The organism is Photobacterium sp. CCB-ST2H9 (assembly GCF_023151555.2).
Taxonomy (GTDB): Bacteria; Pseudomonadota; Gammaproteobacteria; order Enterobacterales; family Vibrionaceae; genus Photobacterium.
Map to the genome: position 1 here is coordinate 2764496 of NZ_CP100425.1, position 15868 is coordinate 2780363.

The window sequence follows — 15868 nt, forward strand, 5'->3', positions numbered from 1 at the left end:
CCGAATGGATCAATCAGGCTTGCGTATCCACATTGCTGCCCGGAGCAGCTTTGGAAACCATCACCATCGCCGGACGAACCACACGGCCGTTCAGCTCATAACCTTTCTGCAGGACCATCATCACCGTATTCGGCGCATGTTCCGCGCTTTCCTGCATTGACATAGCCTGATGGAATTCAGGATTAAAAGCTTCACCCAGCGGGTTAATTGCTTTCAGGCCGAATTTCTCAACCGTGTCTGTCATCGTTTTCAGAGTCAGCTCGACACCTTCAACCATTGGCTTGATGGTTTCATCTTCTTTGTCTGCCACTTCCAGTGCGCGTTCCATATTGTCGATCACTGGCAGCAGTTCACCGGCAAATTTCTCCAGCGCAAATTTACGCGCTTTGTCAATTTCCTGCTCGCTGCGGCGACGCATGTTTTCAACATCTGCACGGGCACGCAGCACGGCGTCCTGCTGGTCTTTCACTTTGGCTTCACTGGCTGCCAGAGCCGCTTCCAGTTCTTCGATACGGGACAGTGCCATCGCTTCCGGAGACAGTTCATCTGCAACCTGCTCAGCTTCTGCTGAAGCCACTTGCTCCTGCTGCAGTTCTTCTTCCTGTAACACTTCGTCTTTCTTGCTCATGCTTTCGCTACTCCGCTAAGCTCAAAAAGGTGAATGCATGGCCGATGCGCCGAACAAACGCGACCAATCGACCACTCTTAAAACGTGATGGGCATATTATGGGGATGAAGTTCAACGATTCAACCCGAGATCGACGACAAAGGGCGACAATTCATCATTGCTGAGGCTATACTGGCCCCATTCTTACCCGTTGGATCAAGGACATGACGCGCCCGTTTGAAATCATTGCCCTGATTGGCAAACCGAGAAACCCTGATGCGCTTCACACACACACCAGCCTGTACCACTGGCTGACCGCCAAAGGCTACCAGGTACTGGTTGATCACCGGCTTGCCCATGATCTGGATGTCCCGGCCGACGCCCTGTGCGATTTGCTCACCATCGGCGACCGCGCCAACCTGGCCATTGTCGTCGGGGGTGACGGTAACATGTTAGGCGCCGCACGGGTACTCTCACGTTTTGATATCTCTGTAATTGGCGTCAACCGCGGCAATCTGGGCTTTCTGACTGATCTGGATCCGGACAATTTCGAACAGGAACTGGAAAAAGTCCTCGACGGTGAGTTCGTCATCGAACACCGCTTTCTGCTGGAAGCTGAAATCCACCGCCACGGCCAGATTAAAAGCCGGAATGCAGCGCTGAATGAAGCCGTCCTGCACCCGGACAAAATCGCCCATATGATTGAGTTTGAGGTCTATATTGACGAGCATTTTGCCTTCTCGCAGCGTTCGGACGGTCTGATCATTGCCACACCAACCGGCTCGACCGCCTACTCGCTGTCCGGCGGCGGCCCGATTCTGTCACCGAGCCTGAACGCGATTACCCTGGTCCCCATGTTCCCGCATACTCTGTCGAGCCGCCCGCTGGTGGTCGACGGCAACCGCCGGATCAAACTCATTGTGCCGGATGACGGCCGGACCCTGGAAGTCAGTTGCGACGGTCAGGTCTCACTGCCCGTCAATCCCGGCGATGAAATTCATATCTATCAGAGCCCGGACCAGCTCCAGCTGATCCACCCGAAAAGCTACAGCTACTACAACATCCTGCGCGGCAAGCTGGGCTGGTCCAGCAAACTGTTTTGAGCCCATCACCGCTCCCTGCCAAAGCCAGCCTGATGCTGGCTTTTTTATTGCCTGACAGAAACTTACCCTGTATCACAAAATCAGACGGAAATTTTTGATCCAGCACTTTACTGTATGTAAATACAGTATATACTGTGCAAATAAACAGGTGTTGATTTAAACAGGTGAACACACATGCTGGCTCATATGACGATCTCTAATTTTGCTATTGTCAAAGATCTCGAATTCGAGATGAAACCTGGGATGACAACCATTACAGGTGAAACCGGTGCAGGGAAGTCCATTGCCATTGACGCACTGGGCTTATGTCTTGGCGACCGCGCCGAAGCCAGCATGGTCCGCCCCGGTGAAGCAAAAGCCGAAATTCATGCCACATTTTCCCTGCGCAATAATCAGGCAGCCCGCCGCTGGCTGGAAGATAATGAGCTGATGGAAGGCGAAGAATGCATTCTGCGTCGTGTGATCACCAAAGAAGGCCGTTCCCGCGGTTTTATTAATGGCAGCCCGGTTCCGGCTTCCCAGCAAAAAGCGCTGGGCCAGCTTCTGATCAACATTCATGGTCAGCATGCGCACCAGATGCTGATGCGTCCTGAACACCAGCAGGAGATGCTGGATAACTATGCCGGTCACCATCCCCTGATGGAAAAAGTCCGCAGTGACTATCAGGCCTGGCGCCAGGCAAAGAATGAGCTCAACCGACTGAGCCAGAGCCGTGCCGACAACGAAGCACAGAAACAACTGATCCAATATCAGGTCAAAGAACTGAACGACCTGGCTCTGGGCGAAGAAGAATTCGCGCAGATCGAAGAAGAACATAAACGCTTGTCGAACTCAGGCGATCTGGCACTGACCAGCCAGCATGCCCTGACCCTGCTGTATGAAGGGGAAGAAGTGAACGCCCTGCAGCTTCTGCAACAAGCCAGCCAGCAGGTGATTGATCTGGGTGAAATGGACAGCCAGCTGAGCACCATTGCCCCGATGCTGGAAGAAGCCATCATTCAGGTGCAAGAAGCCAGCCAGGAACTGCGCGGATATCTGGATCATCTGGATATGGACCCGCAACGTCTGGTCTATCTGGAAGAGCGGCTGGCAAAAATTATGTCGTTGGCGCGCAAACATTATGTGATGCCCGCGGAGCTGTGGCAGAAACATCAGGATTTGCTGGCCGAACTGGACAACCTGGACGGCAGTGATGAAAAACTGGATGCGCTGGCCGATGCCGTTGAAGCCAAACGACTGGCGTTTCTGGACAGTGCCGAAAAGCTGAGCAAGAGCCGCCAGCGTTACGCCAAGGAACTGAACAAAAAGATTTCACACAGCATGCACGAGCTGAGCATGGAAAAAGCCGTGTTCCAGATCGACATTCACAGCGATCCGGAGCGCATGCTGACGCCATTGGGCTTTGACACCATCACCTTTATGGTTTCAACCAACCCGGGTCAGCCGTTGCAGCCGCTGGGTAAAGTGGCCTCTGGTGGTGAACTGTCGCGGATTTCATTGGCAATTCAGGTCATTACAGCCCAGAAAGTGGAAACACCGAGCCTGATTTTCGATGAAGTTGATGTGGGGATCAGCGGCCCGACAGCAGCGATTGTTGGCCGTATGCTGCGAACCCTGGGCGATTCGACACAAGTAATCTGTGTGACCCACCTGCCTCAGGTCGCTGGTTGCGGCCACCAACAGATGTTTGTCGCCAAGAAGACCAGTAAAGGCCAGACCGAAACCAACATGAAACCGCTGGATGAAAATTCCCGGATCAGCGAACTGGCAAGACTGCTGGGCGGCAGCGAAATCACTGAGCGTACGCTTGCGAACGCGAAGGAATTACTGGTCGCGGCCTGACCTGGCTCGCGAAAAACGAATTCATTGCTTTTTCAGATGCAACTTTCAGACATTTTGTGCGTCTCATCCCTCACCTACTCCCATGGATTAGGTGAGTTTTTTTATGGTGCTTTCACTTTGTCTGTAACTTGCTTATCATCACAAGCAGAACTGAATTTTTTGCCGGGATGCTATGAACTGGAAAACTTTTGCCGCGCTGGCGTTGAGTGTCAGCCTGCTGGGCGGCTGCTCTTTGGTTGAACGCTTGGTCTACCGAATCGACATCAATCAGGGTAACTACCTGGATGAAAAGGGTATCGACAACCTGAGATACGGCATGAACCAGGAACAGGTCCGCTATGTACTGGGCTCCCCGATGCTGGTTGAGCCGGAATACCCGAACACCTGGTACTACGTGTTCTACCACAAACCGGGCCATCACGATCCGGAACAGAAAAACCTGATCCTCAAGTTCGATGCGAACCGACAATTGATCAGCATGAGTGGTGACTACCAGACCGGGACAAACTTTAACAAACCGTTGAATTAGGTTTACGCTTTGCTTTCTCAAGTCAATCTCATAAGACACAAACTAAAAAGCTCGCCAAGGCGAGCTTTTTAGTTTCAACATTTTCATCGCGCGTTAAATTGCTCAGGATGCTGTGTCGTCATTTTCTGCATCATCAGCATCGCTGTTCGTTGAAGCATCTTTCTGAGCTTTCTTGGCAGCCAGTGCTTCCAGCTTGGCCTGCTCGGCTCGCTTACGACGGATATCTTTCGGATCAGCCAGGAGCGGACGATAAATTTCGATGCGATCGCCGTCGTGTACTGTGGCATCCAGTTTCACCGGACGACTGAACACCCCGACTTTGTTTTTCTTCAGAACGATCTCCGGGTACATCTCCAGCACACCCGAGCGCTCGATGATTTCCTGCACCGGCGTGTCTGCAGTAATCGCCAACTTGATCACCCGCTGGGTGTTCGGCAGCGCATACACGACTTCGACATGGATCAGATTGTTCTGTTCAGAGGTCATAAACTTCCCGTGCACGTTGGGTAAAAGCATTAACCATGTTATTGGTCAGTTCATGGAAAACTTTGCCAAAGACCGCTTCCACCAAAGCGTTGGTGAACTCAAAATCCAGCTTCAGCTCCACCTTACAGGCATCGGTATCCAGCTCGGTGAAGTGCCAGCCACCCACTAACCTGCGGAACGGACCTTCCACCAGCTGCATGCTGATTAGATGAATACCTTCCAGTGTGTTGCGAGTCACGAAGGTTTTTTTAATCCCGGCCTTGGAAACGTCCACCGACGCCATCATATGTTCAGTAGAGCTTTCCAGAATTTTGGTGCCACAGCATCCTGGCAAAAATGCAGGATAAGACTCAACATCGTTCACCAGGTCAAACATTTGCTTGGCACTGAACGGGACCAGTGCAGAGCGACTGATTTGAGGCATAGTTTCTCCTTAACCCTATATCGCCGCTAATGATACCATTAGTCCGCGATCTGCCAAAGATTCCGTCGCCGCGTGAGCACCCTGGCACAGTCATTGGGAAAATCGTTCCCCCTAACACCTTGAATACGTATAATAACGAGCTATGGCAAAGAAAAAACCAAACAAGCCGGGCAGCAATACCATTGCGCTGAATAAGTCTGCCCGCCATGAATTCTCGATTCATGAAGAATATGAAGCCGGCATTTCGCTCCAGGGTTGGGAAGTGAAGTCCCTGCGCGCAGGTAAAGCAAATATTTCAGAAAGTTACGTGTTTTTACGGAATGGCGAGGCGTTTGTCTCCGGCATGACTATCACGCCGCTCAATGCCGCCTCAACACACGTGGTTGCCGACCCGGGCCGCGTGCGTAAGTTGCTGTTAAACCGCCGTGAACTCGACAAAATTACCGGTGCCGTGAACCGCGAAGGTGAAACCATCGTCGCACTTTCCCTGTACTGGAAGGGTTCATGGGTTAAACTGAAATTAGGGACCGCGAAAGGTAAGAAACTTCACGACAAACGTGCTGACGCCAAAGACCGCGACTGGCAGCGCGATAAGGCACGAATTATGAAGCATAGTTCGCGGTAGTCATTGACCCGGCAGAATTTTCTGCTAGTATGGAACACCTCTTTGGGGCTGATTCAGGATTCGACAGGATCATGAAGGCCTGTGGAGCATGCAGAGGTGCGGTTGGCCTCTTTAAAAAGCCGCAAAAAAATAGTCGCAAACGACGAAAACTACGCACTAGCAGCTTAATAACCTGCTTAGAGCCTATCCTCCCTAGCCTTAGCTCGTAGGACGGGGACCAAGGGTAGTCAAACCCAAACGAGATCGCGTGGATGCTTTGACCTGGGAGCTGAAGCGTTAAATCTAATTCAGGTATGTCTTAACGTGGCGTGTTTGTCCGCAGCGTTCTGACGAGAATAAAGACAAACTAAGCATGTAGCGCCATTGGTTAGAGTGATTTTGGACGCGGGTTCAACTCCCGCCAGCTCCACCAAATCGCGATTTAAAGACGTCCACGGACGTCTTTTTTCTTGCCTATGAAATATAAAAATCAATAACTTACAATCCATTTAGGTCCATGAACGTCCAACTGTTGCTTTGATTTTTGGGTACACTGAGGTGTACACTGGCAAAAAGGAAGCAAGCGAGGTGTACCCATTATGGCAAAGGTCACTACCAAACTGACGGATAAGGAAATTAAGGCCGCCAAACCCAGAGACAAAGAGTATCTGCTCTTTGATGGGGATGGACTGCGGCTCAGGATAAAGCCTTCAGGCTCAAAGCTCTGGCTTTTCAACTACAAACGCCCCTATTTCAGCAAACGCACCAACTTAAGCCTTGGCGCTTACCCCTCTGTTTCCCTCTCTCACGCACGCAAAGCGGTTATTGAAGCCCAAGGACTACTCGCACAAGACATTGACCCAAAGGTACACCGCGACGATCTGCAAACCAAAGAAGTGGCCCTGACCGAACACACGGTTGAAAATATTAGCCGTCAATGGTTTGAGCTTAAACAGCACCAGGTCACCGAAGGCTATGCCGAAGACATTTGGCGTTCATTGGAGAAACACGTTTTTCCAAGACTTGGCAGTGTACCCATAACCAAACTCACTGCCCCGCTTGTTATTGAGATATTAAGGCCGGTAGAAGCCTCAGGTAGCCTTGAAACCTTAAAGCGCATTGTGCAGCGCCTGAACGAGATGATGAACTATGCCGTTAACTGTGGCTTGGTCCATGCGAACCCGCTAACAGGCATAAGTGCTGCGTTCAAAAAGCCCAGCAAACAGAACATGGCTGCGCTTGAACCTGCCGAATTGCCAGAGCTCATGGCCGCTATTGCCAACGCCAGCATCAAACGCACAACACGCTGTTTGATCGAATGGCAGCTACACACCATGACACGACCTGCTGAAGCTTCCGGTGCACGTTGGGATGAAATCGACTTCGAAAATGAAGTTTGGACGATACCCGCAGAACGAATGAAGAAACGCCGTGAACACCGTATTCCACTGGCGGAGCAAGCGCTTACTCTCCTTGAAGTGATTAAGCCTTTGAGTGGTCATCGGGAATATATCTTCCCGTCAGATCGTGACCCAAACAAACCCTGCAACAGCCAAACGGCAAATATGGCGTTGAAACGTATGGGTTTTGCGGGAAGACTCGTCAGCCACGGCTTACGCTCGCTGGCTAGCACCACGCTAAATGAGCAAGGTTATGATACTGACCTCGTTGAAGCGGCACTTGCCCACGTAGACGATAACCAGGTTCGAGCAGCCTACAACCGCACTGATTATCTGGAACGTCGACGCCCTATGATGTGCTGGTGGAGCGAGCATATTGAGAAAGCCTCAACAGGCTCGCTCTCTGTGTCTGCGATTCCAAAGCTCAAAGTCATCTAGACGCAAAAAAAGAGAGGGAGCCGCGGCTCCCTCTCTTTTTTGTTTAATGGCGCCTATCAGCAATACGTTGCTCAAGCCAATCGTGGATTTCACTTTCGACCCACGCAACGGACCGACAACCAAGGGACACTTGCCCTGGAAAACGTTTGTCGTTGATATAGTTGTAAATGCTTGAGCGAGAAAGCCCCGTTACTGCCATCACCTCTTTCAACCTAATCAACTTAACAGGTTGTTTTTGCATAAATCACCTCGACATTAGTTGCTTCGGGGAGGTGATATATATCTATTATGGTTTTAATTAGCCGCTTAAAGACTCGACAAGAATACGTTTCATATTCAAAGGATCAACTCACACTCGTCAGTAAATAGGTCATAGGGCAATGCTCTAATCGTTAATTCCTCGTCACAATAAAAAGCGGGAAGAGCATCTTTAAAGTCCTCATGCGCCGGATAGATAAGATAAACCGTTCCGGTTCCTTGGAGGTACTTATGTCCATAAGCAAACATCTGATACATGTCAGATTGACAAATTTTGTATTTTTTCCGCGCGCTCGCATGCTTCTCGTTTATGCGCTTCCATTTGGTATCAGCAATATACAAAGGCTTTTTGGAACACCTTTCGCTTACCACAATATCAGGTTTGAGTCTAAACCAGTCTTGCTCCCTTCCATACATTGGTGTGTGAGTGACTAGTGAGGAACTACTAGCTTGGCACTTCAATGCCAAATCATTGGGAAGAGATTTTCCTAACATAGTTGCCACATAACACTCAAAAAGAGTCTCCATTGGGAAAAGCATCGATATGCCGTTACTTTTCCCTGACAAAGAAATTGGGGATTGGTAGCAAAGAATTAGCTCACACCAGGGCTTAAGGGGCCGATAGTGAATAAGAGAGCGGTCATTTGACCACTTCCTAAAATCAAAACTATGATGTTGTGAAAGGGGGATCTCATTGAGAGCAAATTGCAACTCACTTCCTAAACGCAGGTTGTCACTATTTTTCGACCACTTCATTACCTGAGTTAATGCAGAACGTATCAACCTATTTTCTGCACGATCAGATAAGAACTCATCGTAGGCAACGTAGAAATGGTTCAAACTACCCGGCCGTTGATTAATTTGCTTTGAAGTTTGTAATTGCCCCTTTAAGTATGGTTTACGATCATGGACTCTAGTGTATTGATTGCGAATCCCCTTCTTAATCAGGTTGGCGACCTCCTGCAAGAAGTAGCCAATAAGAATTTCAAATAATGGACGGTCTAGTGTCTGAAGATTGGAATTTTCAAAGCTATGCAATTTAAGCTTTTGAACTGTCGAAAGCATTTTCAATAGCACACTTTTCAACCCATCAACATCTCCCTCTTCCATGATTTTGGGTAAAATTTCAACTCGGGTTCCACATGGCGTCTCTAGAAGGCCAACATAGTTGATGACTTGAAGTGCAATTGAACTACCGTACTTTTTGACCTTAATAAGATCGACTGACTCTTGGTTGTTACCCCGACCATTGACCAATAACCATTCAAAGGCTTTTCTCGGAATAGAGTGGCAATCAATGCTAGATTCATTGCCCCCATTTACCAATAAACCATACTCTCTAATGGTAACTACTGAGATAGGTTCTCGATGTCGCATTAAGAGTAAATTCCAATATAAGCATCAGGGCTCATCAACGCTTGATTGTTCCGAACATAAGCCCGGACACCGCTAGGCTCCCACTCATCCCCCATCAACTGAGTAATTTCATCGATATCAAATTGCTCGACAATAAACCTCAAGTCATCATCCGTTTTGAGATGGTCACCCAAAGTCATCGCTACACGATGCCAGTCTTCAAAGAAATACTCTTCTAAAAGAGGAAGAATCTCCAAATTAAAAATCTCCGCAAGTTTTTCAATTGAGGGAGACTCCTTTAATGGCAAAAAGAAACTATGCCCAATGGTGTGCTCTCGGTCATAAAGTAATTCAATGCGCTTGTTAATAATCCTAACCATTCGCTCAATATTTACACCTTCGATTAATGGGATCTCCGAAAGCAGCTCATAGTTGGTCATCATCTCTTCGAACTTAAAGCGACGGCGTAACGCTATGTCGAGCTGTGCTAGCGATTTATCAGCCGTATTCATTGTGCCGATGATGTGAAGGTTAGCGGGAACAGAAAAAGGCTCTTTTGAATATGGAAGCTTGACTGAAAGCGCCTCTTCTCCCCCTTCTCTCTTACTTGGTTCAATCAAAGTAATCAACTCACCGAAGATGTTAGAAATATTTCCTCGGTTAATTTCATCAATGATCAGTACGCGTTTATCAGTCGACGCTTGATTCGTAAACGATATACCTTTCTTGAGGATATCTTCGACCAATGGTGCGAGAACATTCGGGTAGCCATTTACAAGATACCGCTCTAACGAGGTGTCAACCTTATCAAACACCCTTTTTTGCTTTATATCCTCTACAGAAATATCTTCACTTCGGACGAGTTGACACAGTTCATCAACGATCACTTTTGGCATTGGAAGTTCAGAACCATTGGGTTTACGAAAAACTATCAGCTCATCGCTGATAGACTCGATGTAATACTTTCCAACCGTTCTTCCCGGCGCTATGCAAGCCGAATCATCACGGCCTTGCATGATTAATCGAAGCTTATCCGTATCAATCGTTGAGTCATACAATCGATACAGTGTCATCTGAGACAAGTTCTTTTTAAACAGTTCATCAACCGGCAATGAAGGTTCATATACTCTGTGCCAAATGACTTTTCTAACTTGTGAGTAACCCGCATCAACAACCAATGAACCATCAAAATAGTATTCACTCGTGATTTCTGCAATTGCACGAAACTTACGATTACCGTCAGAGATAACTATCAAATCGCCAATACTCATCTCATTTTTAAACTTGTTGACCGACGTTACCTGATAGCTATTGCTCTCGTTTTCAATCTCGATTTGATTATTGCGATAAGTTTGCGCTACTTGCTTTCGATTATGCGCATCGGAAAAGTCGATATCGAAGCCATAACCCAATAGAACATAGCCATTGTCGATGCATTGTTGATAGATGAAAGCATCATCACCTGCTATATCACCTAACGACATTTTCCATATTTTACGCCCACTGATATCGACATAATCTTGAACAGCCTTGTTCGTAACTTTAGCTCTGGAGGACTCACATAGTCGCTTGAAAATGCCATCTTCAATATCGTAATTTACCTGATTATTCTCAGTCGACGCCTTTAGGCCTTCCACAAAATCTTCATAGCTAAAGCTTTGGTGAAACGTGACAAAGCCAATGCGATTTGTATTAAGCAACTCATCGAACCGCTTCTTAATTGCAATTCGGTCATCTTTGTTTTTGCCGTAGAAGTCTGGATCGACTATATCTAACGCTCGATTAATGGTGCTATAGGTTTTACCTGTCCCTGGCGGACCATAGAGGATTGTATTTAGCGCGTGATTTTTCTTACTATCTTTCACTTTATAATCCAGCCCTGGGTCATGTATTTCATTGGGATATGTATCATCACGTTGACGCCATTTTGAACTCAATGGTTCCACGTAGTAATCAAGCTCTTGAGTGCCAAACTCAGCTTCAAGAGACTGCCGTAGCTCCAGTAGGCGCGAATCAATATCTTTTGTATCAGTTCGATTGTATTGAGCACGTGTCATATCAGTTAGTGTCGTCAAGATCGTTCTTCTATCGGTATTTCCGAAAATCCGTTCTTGCGTTTCGGGGAATAAAAGATACAAAAGCATATGTCGAAACTGCCTTGAGCCATTCTCTGGAATAGCCTCCAGCCATGAGGGGAGTTCCATTGGGTCACTAAGAAGAGAGGCTCTTTCTAGTTTTGACAACTTTAGTAGTGACTCAACTAGTCGAATCACATATACAAGCTCACGCCAACGGCCAGTGTTATAGGCAGTCCCAGCACTTCCAATACCCGTCAATGCCAGGTCAGAAAGATACTTTTCTCTTGAAGCAGTATCAATTTCAAATCCACTCCAAGAAAACACTCTTTCAATGTTCATACGCTTGGAGGTCGGCCCCATATTGCTTGGGCATAAAAACATTAGCCAAAGCATTTCAGATGCTAGGACTTTCGCTTCCGCTGAAGTGTTTGTAAGCTGAACCTCAAGCTTTTCATAAAAGTCACCCTTTCCCTCATCTAAATTGTTTACGAAATGATGAATTAACTCTTCACAGGTCGAAGCTGTCCAAACAGCATGATTAGTAAACAAAGAGCCTTCCTGAATAAGGCAAGCCTCTTTGAACTCTGAAACATTTAAGATTAATTGGAACGAATTTCTATCACCGCAATATCTAGCCAACTGTCACCTACAACTCAACGTTTTCATTTTGAATATTTTAAGAAGTGCTTTCTTTATGGAAAGAATGGACATTATGTCCCAATCGAGAGTTTTTTTTGAGTGATACGACATAATTCGTATAAGTGTTTCTCTAAAAAAGAGAGCTTGTCATTATCCAATGACTAATTGGTGACTGTGGGCTGCATAAACGATAACCAGGCTCGCTGCGCCCATATCCCTCCGGATTACACAATACGCAGCAAGCTAGCTGTAGATCATATAGTAGGGGCTGCCTATGGCAGCCCCTTTGCAACCGTAAACGAGCAATTAATGACTCACCAAACACCAAGACGCTCATACTGCTGTCGTTTCTGATGTAGTTTTTCATCCGACTTCACTAACCTCAGTAAGGCCCTCAAGTACCCAGCAGACGTATTGTAGTCTCTTAGCTGTTCACATACTTGCAGTAAACGAGTGAGTATTTTCTTTTGCATTGGATAAACCTTATTCAGTTTCTCCAATTCAACTTTGGCTTCTTCATATTTTGCATTTAACCCAAGTAAGGACGCGTAGCACAAAGACACATCAAAATTATTTGGATCATTCACTCTCGCCACATCGAGAAGCTCCTTAGCTAAATCGATGTTTCGCCATTTCAACATAGCTTTGATGCCAACGACACGCGCAGATGCTATATCACTGTCGCCAGCATTCGCATCCATAAACAAGGCGTGATTGTCATTAATCACTTGCTCCAGCTCATTCCAACGCTCATCTCGATAAAGAGCGTGGCATTGAAGAAATAATGCATAGTGATTTTTGCTACGTTGATACTCTAACTGAGCTGTCTTTGCAGCAGCTTTATAGTCTGTATCTTCAAGTGCCTGAGTGACCTCGCTTGACCAGTCTTTCCTTGGCGTACTTATCGATTTAATCGTATTTTTAGGTGCAGTAAAGACAAGCTGTCTTTGCTTTGAAGCTTGAAAAGCTGCTTTCAATGCTTGGATAGAACCATAACGATCTTGTGGATGCTTGTTCAAACATTTCAAGATCACAGCTTCTAGTTCAGGACATACGCCAGAGTTAATCTCACTCGGTTTTGCAAAAGGTGCGTGGCTTCTTACTTCTATCTGTGTGTCATGAGGCAAGCGGCCAGTCATCAGCTGATACAACAGTACCCCTAAACTATAAATATCCCCATAGAGCAGCTCTTCTGTCGTTCCTTTACGAGAACCACAATCACAAAACTCTGGTGCCGAATAAAGTACCGTTCCGCCATTTTCACGTGTTCGAACATAGAACTCTAAAGGTAATGCTGAGCTGCCAAAGTCTGTTAGCTTAACAAGATCATTCTGCCCAATAAGTATATTGTGCGGCTTAATGTCACCATGTGAGATTGGAGGAACTAAGTTGGAAAGGTACCCAATAGCGTCAAGTACCTGTTCAAAAACATTAAAGTAGTATTTCGGTGAGTTAACCGCTACACACTCATATTCGTTGCCAGGGAAAGCTTTTTCTGGACGATTTAAGTGAAACTCTCGATTTTCTAGCTTTTGAGCTAACGTTTCACTAGGAAAGTACTCCATCTCAATAACATACAAGTGTTTCTCTGAGGGAATCCGCCCCATTTCGTACACTTGAATCACATTTGGGTGAGGCTCTAAACCTATTAACTCTTTACCTTCAGCTAATACACGGTCAGGTTGCGAATTTTGCTTTGGAATCTTTATCGCTACCGTTTGACCATCAGATAATCGCTCAGCTCGATAGACCCACCCGTGGGTCCCGTCCCCTAGGCACTCTAGTAAATAGTATTTATCACCAAGCTGTTTGTTCGCTTTGGGCAAAAATAGTCCAGCTACTTGATTCATTATGCCTCCCAAAAACTAACAGATTGTAGAAACAGCTTTTGGCTTACGGTGTCTTCGAAAAAAAAGCGATTAATCAAGAGTTGAGCACCGTCAATACCAGGAATAAATACACCTTTACTGTTAGTCGCCCCATAGTTAGCCAATTGGTTTAACTCTCGTATATCTGGCGCAGAAACCACGTCTTTACTCCAAAAAGAGAGAACAAGCAGTGAAGGCTTTTTGTTCCAGCGATGATAAGCCTCTAACAGGTTCATAAGTTTGGATGTCAACTTTGCCTTGTCAGATTTCGACCCATCATAACGCTCAAACTCAACAACGACTTCTGGGGTTCTGGTCGTGTAAGAGAACCATACAGAGTCTGAGCGAATATCATTCCCCGCACCTGACGGTGCGGGTGCCTCAACAACGGCCATAAAACCAAGCTGATGCCCTAGCGTATTCCAAACGCTGCACCCTAAGCTGTGAATCAATACATCTTCATCTTTCACCCCCCAGCCAGTAAGCATTGGAAAGGTTTTATCGATAAAAGCGTTTTGGCTCAGTTCCTGCTTGATCCGTGTTACCGTATCAGCCATCAAAACGCTCCCAAACGCTGAGTACATCCGGGGATTCACCGCCGTGTATGAGTGCTTTGGTCCCTACTTTAACTAACAGAGGAGCTGGAATCGAACGACCGCAAACCAGCGCCTCACCCGTTGAAAGACTCGACAACTCATCTAAATCAGCCTTACTCACCATGTCAGACGCCTTAGCAATAAAACGTTGGTCATCAGGGTTCTTTAATCGCATGGTAATTAGCGTATTACACTGAGATGTCACATCGGCATCGAGTTTCGATGGGCGCTGACTAACGATCCCAAAACCCACGCCAAATTTACGACCTTCACCGGCAATCTTTTTGATTATGCGGTGACTAACAGCGTTCCCACCAGCAGGAGCAAAGTTATGTCCTTCTTCGTAAACCAAAAAGCATGGACGGGTCTTATCTGTTTTACTTGATGCCGCACTAAGGATTTCACTCGACAGCAGGCCACAAACCACCTGTTTAGCCGTATCACTTAGCCCCTGCAAATCCACCACGACCAATCGACCTTTACGGTTAGAGGCGCGACCAACCATTTGATAAATATCAGTTGGCTCCTTCATCGCAGCTGAATAAAAACTCTTGGCTTCATTTAGCACACGACTGAGCTTCATCGAAGCGACGGCGGCACTTCGTCCATTGAGTGCTTTGGCTTCTGCTTCAGACAAATCATCCCAATCACGGAGTTCCTCAATGCCGTCACCTAAAAAATAACGCAAGCGGTTAATATCACGCGGAGTACTTTTATCAACGTTACGCCAATAACGAATCGCCACATCTAGCACACGTTGTTGTGGCTCTGTAAGCCCTGGTAGAATTTCGGAAATATCATCCATTTCAAAATTGTCAAACTGCAATGCCAACGGATGATTCTTACCAGCGTACTTGTGATTAAATGCATCATCTTGTGGCGTATATACCTGAATACCTGCACCAGCAACTTGTAGCTTTTCGAACATCGATTTAATTTCAGGAAGAGCTGTTTGATCGCGATTGTCTTCAACTGACTCAAAGCCATCACTAAACTGCAGCTCCCCTTTTGATAAGGCTCGACCATATTCACCATGGGGATCAAACACCACAACGGTACCGTTATTAAAGGCGACCAAGCGCTCGATAATTCGTCCAACTGTGTACGACTTACCAGAGCCAGTCATCGCTAGAATGGCCATGTGTTCTGTCACCAACTTGTTGACATCAAGGTAAACAGGTACCGTATTCTCGCCTCTTTCGTAGCCAACCAAGTTACCCAAATGAAGGCTACTGTCTTCCTTAAATTCGTAGAACTTACTTAAGAATTTAAAATCTACGGTTTCAACTTTTGCTCCGGGGTCCAGAGGACGACGAGGAATTTTAATTTGGTTAGTTGCCGGATCTCGGTAGCCAACTAGTTCAATCGTCGCATGCATGTTCTCACCGGTCATATTGGCACCAGGAAGTAGCTCTAATTCGGTAACACTATCTCCAAAGCCAGAGTTAAACAGCATATTAGAACGGTGAATTTTGTTTACTCTCCCCAATACAGCGACATCCGATTCATCTCTTCGCTCTTGGTGCATAATTCGAACAAATTCACCTCTTCGAACAGAAAAAGAGTTTTCTACCACCATAGTGAGTTTGTTTGCATCGCCGGTATTACCAACCAATTTACCCAGTACACTGTGTTTCATT

General features: G+C 46.7%; 14 protein-coding genes and 1 other RNA gene. 6 read left to right on the forward strand and 9 right to left on the reverse strand.

Annotated elements, in window-relative coordinates; all coding sequences use genetic code 11:
- Positions 1 to 13: 13 nt before the first annotated feature.
- Positions 14 to 628, reverse strand: coding sequence for a nucleotide exchange factor GrpE (grpE, locus tag L4174_RS12780; protein WP_248141254.1), 615 nt, complete (start codon positions 626 to 628; stop codon positions 14 to 16).
- A 203-nt stretch (positions 629 to 831) separates the two neighbouring features.
- Here grpE and nadK point away from each other — a divergent pair, with 203 nt between their 5' ends.
- The 3 genes from nadK to bamE all read left to right on the forward strand — a co-directional run bounded on the left by nadK (position 832) and on the right by bamE (position 4081).
- Complete coding sequence (gene nadK / locus L4174_RS12785; RefSeq protein WP_248141255.1) at positions 832 to 1710, forward strand: NAD(+) kinase; 879 nt, start codon at positions 832 to 834, stop codon at positions 1708 to 1710.
- A 174-nt stretch (positions 1711 to 1884) separates the two neighbouring features.
- Entirely contained in the window at positions 1885 to 3552 is a 1668-nt protein-coding gene (gene recN, locus L4174_RS12790) for a DNA repair protein RecN (protein WP_248141256.1), read from the forward strand.
- Between the two features lie 172 nt (positions 3553 to 3724).
- Entirely contained in the window at positions 3725 to 4081 is a 357-nt protein-coding gene (bamE, locus tag L4174_RS12795; protein WP_248141257.1) for an outer membrane protein assembly factor BamE, read from the forward strand.
- A 102-nt stretch (positions 4082 to 4183) separates the two neighbouring features.
- Here bamE and L4174_RS12800 read toward each other — a convergent pair whose 3' ends face one another.
- Positions 4184 to 4567: an RnfH family protein gene (locus L4174_RS12800; RefSeq protein ID WP_248141258.1), complete on the reverse strand. Its 384-nt coding sequence runs from the start codon at positions 4565 to 4567 to the stop codon at positions 4184 to 4186.
- The gene (locus L4174_RS12805) at positions 4557 to 4991 is read right to left on the reverse strand and encodes an SRPBCC family protein (protein ID WP_248141259.1); all 435 of its coding nucleotides are present in this window, start codon (positions 4989 to 4991) and stop codon (positions 4557 to 4559) included. The genes L4174_RS12800 and L4174_RS12805 overlap by 11 nt, the downstream gene beginning before the upstream one ends.
- Before the next feature lie 142 nt (positions 4992 to 5133).
- Between L4174_RS12805 and smpB the strand changes: the two genes are divergently transcribed.
- From smpB to L4174_RS12820, 3 genes are all read left to right on the forward strand, one after another.
- Positions 5134 to 5616 carry an SsrA-binding protein SmpB gene (smpB, locus tag L4174_RS12810; protein WP_036751449.1) on the forward strand — a complete coding sequence of 161 codons (483 nt, stop codon included), beginning with the start codon at positions 5134 to 5136 and terminating at the stop codon, positions 5614 to 5616.
- 44 nt (positions 5617 to 5660) lie between these two features.
- Positions 5661 to 6028: a transfer-messenger RNA gene (gene ssrA / locus L4174_RS12815) on the forward strand.
- Between the two features lie 166 nt (positions 6029 to 6194).
- Complete coding sequence (locus tag L4174_RS12820) at positions 6195 to 7433, forward strand: integrase domain-containing protein (protein WP_248141260.1); 1239 nt, start codon at positions 6195 to 6197, stop codon at positions 7431 to 7433.
- A 43-nt stretch (positions 7434 to 7476) separates the two neighbouring features.
- Here the strand turns inward: L4174_RS12820 and L4174_RS12825 are convergent, their stop codons facing one another.
- The 6 genes from L4174_RS12825 to L4174_RS12850 form a co-directional block, all read right to left on the reverse strand.
- Entirely contained in the window at positions 7477 to 7674 is a 198-nt protein-coding gene (locus tag L4174_RS12825) for an AlpA family transcriptional regulator (RefSeq protein ID WP_248141261.1), read from the reverse strand.
- Between the two features lie 95 nt (positions 7675 to 7769).
- Positions 7770 to 9068, reverse strand: a complete 1299-nt coding sequence (locus L4174_RS12830; protein WP_248141262.1) for an McrC family protein — start codon at positions 9066 to 9068, stop codon at positions 7770 to 7772.
- Complete coding sequence (locus tag L4174_RS12835) at positions 9068 to 11764, reverse strand: AAA family ATPase (protein WP_248141263.1); 2697 nt, start codon at positions 11762 to 11764, stop codon at positions 9068 to 9070. The genes L4174_RS12830 and L4174_RS12835 overlap by 1 nt, the downstream gene beginning before the upstream one ends.
- A 314-nt stretch (positions 11765 to 12078) precedes the next feature.
- Positions 12079 to 13614 (reverse strand): serine/threonine-protein kinase, encoded by a 1536-nt coding sequence (locus L4174_RS12840; RefSeq protein ID WP_248141264.1) that lies wholly within the window; start codon positions 13612 to 13614, stop codon positions 12079 to 12081.
- Positions 13614 to 14189 (reverse strand): hypothetical protein, encoded by a 576-nt coding sequence (locus L4174_RS12845; protein WP_248141265.1) that lies wholly within the window; start codon positions 14187 to 14189, stop codon positions 13614 to 13616. The genes L4174_RS12840 and L4174_RS12845 overlap by 1 nt, the downstream gene beginning before the upstream one ends.
- Positions 14182 to 15867 carry an ATP-binding protein gene (locus tag L4174_RS12850; protein WP_248141266.1) on the reverse strand — a complete coding sequence of 562 codons (1686 nt, stop codon included), beginning with the start codon at positions 15865 to 15867 and terminating at the stop codon, positions 14182 to 14184. Before L4174_RS12850 ends, L4174_RS12845 begins: the two co-directional genes overlap by 8 nt.
- Between the last annotated feature and the right edge of the window lies 1 nt (position 15868).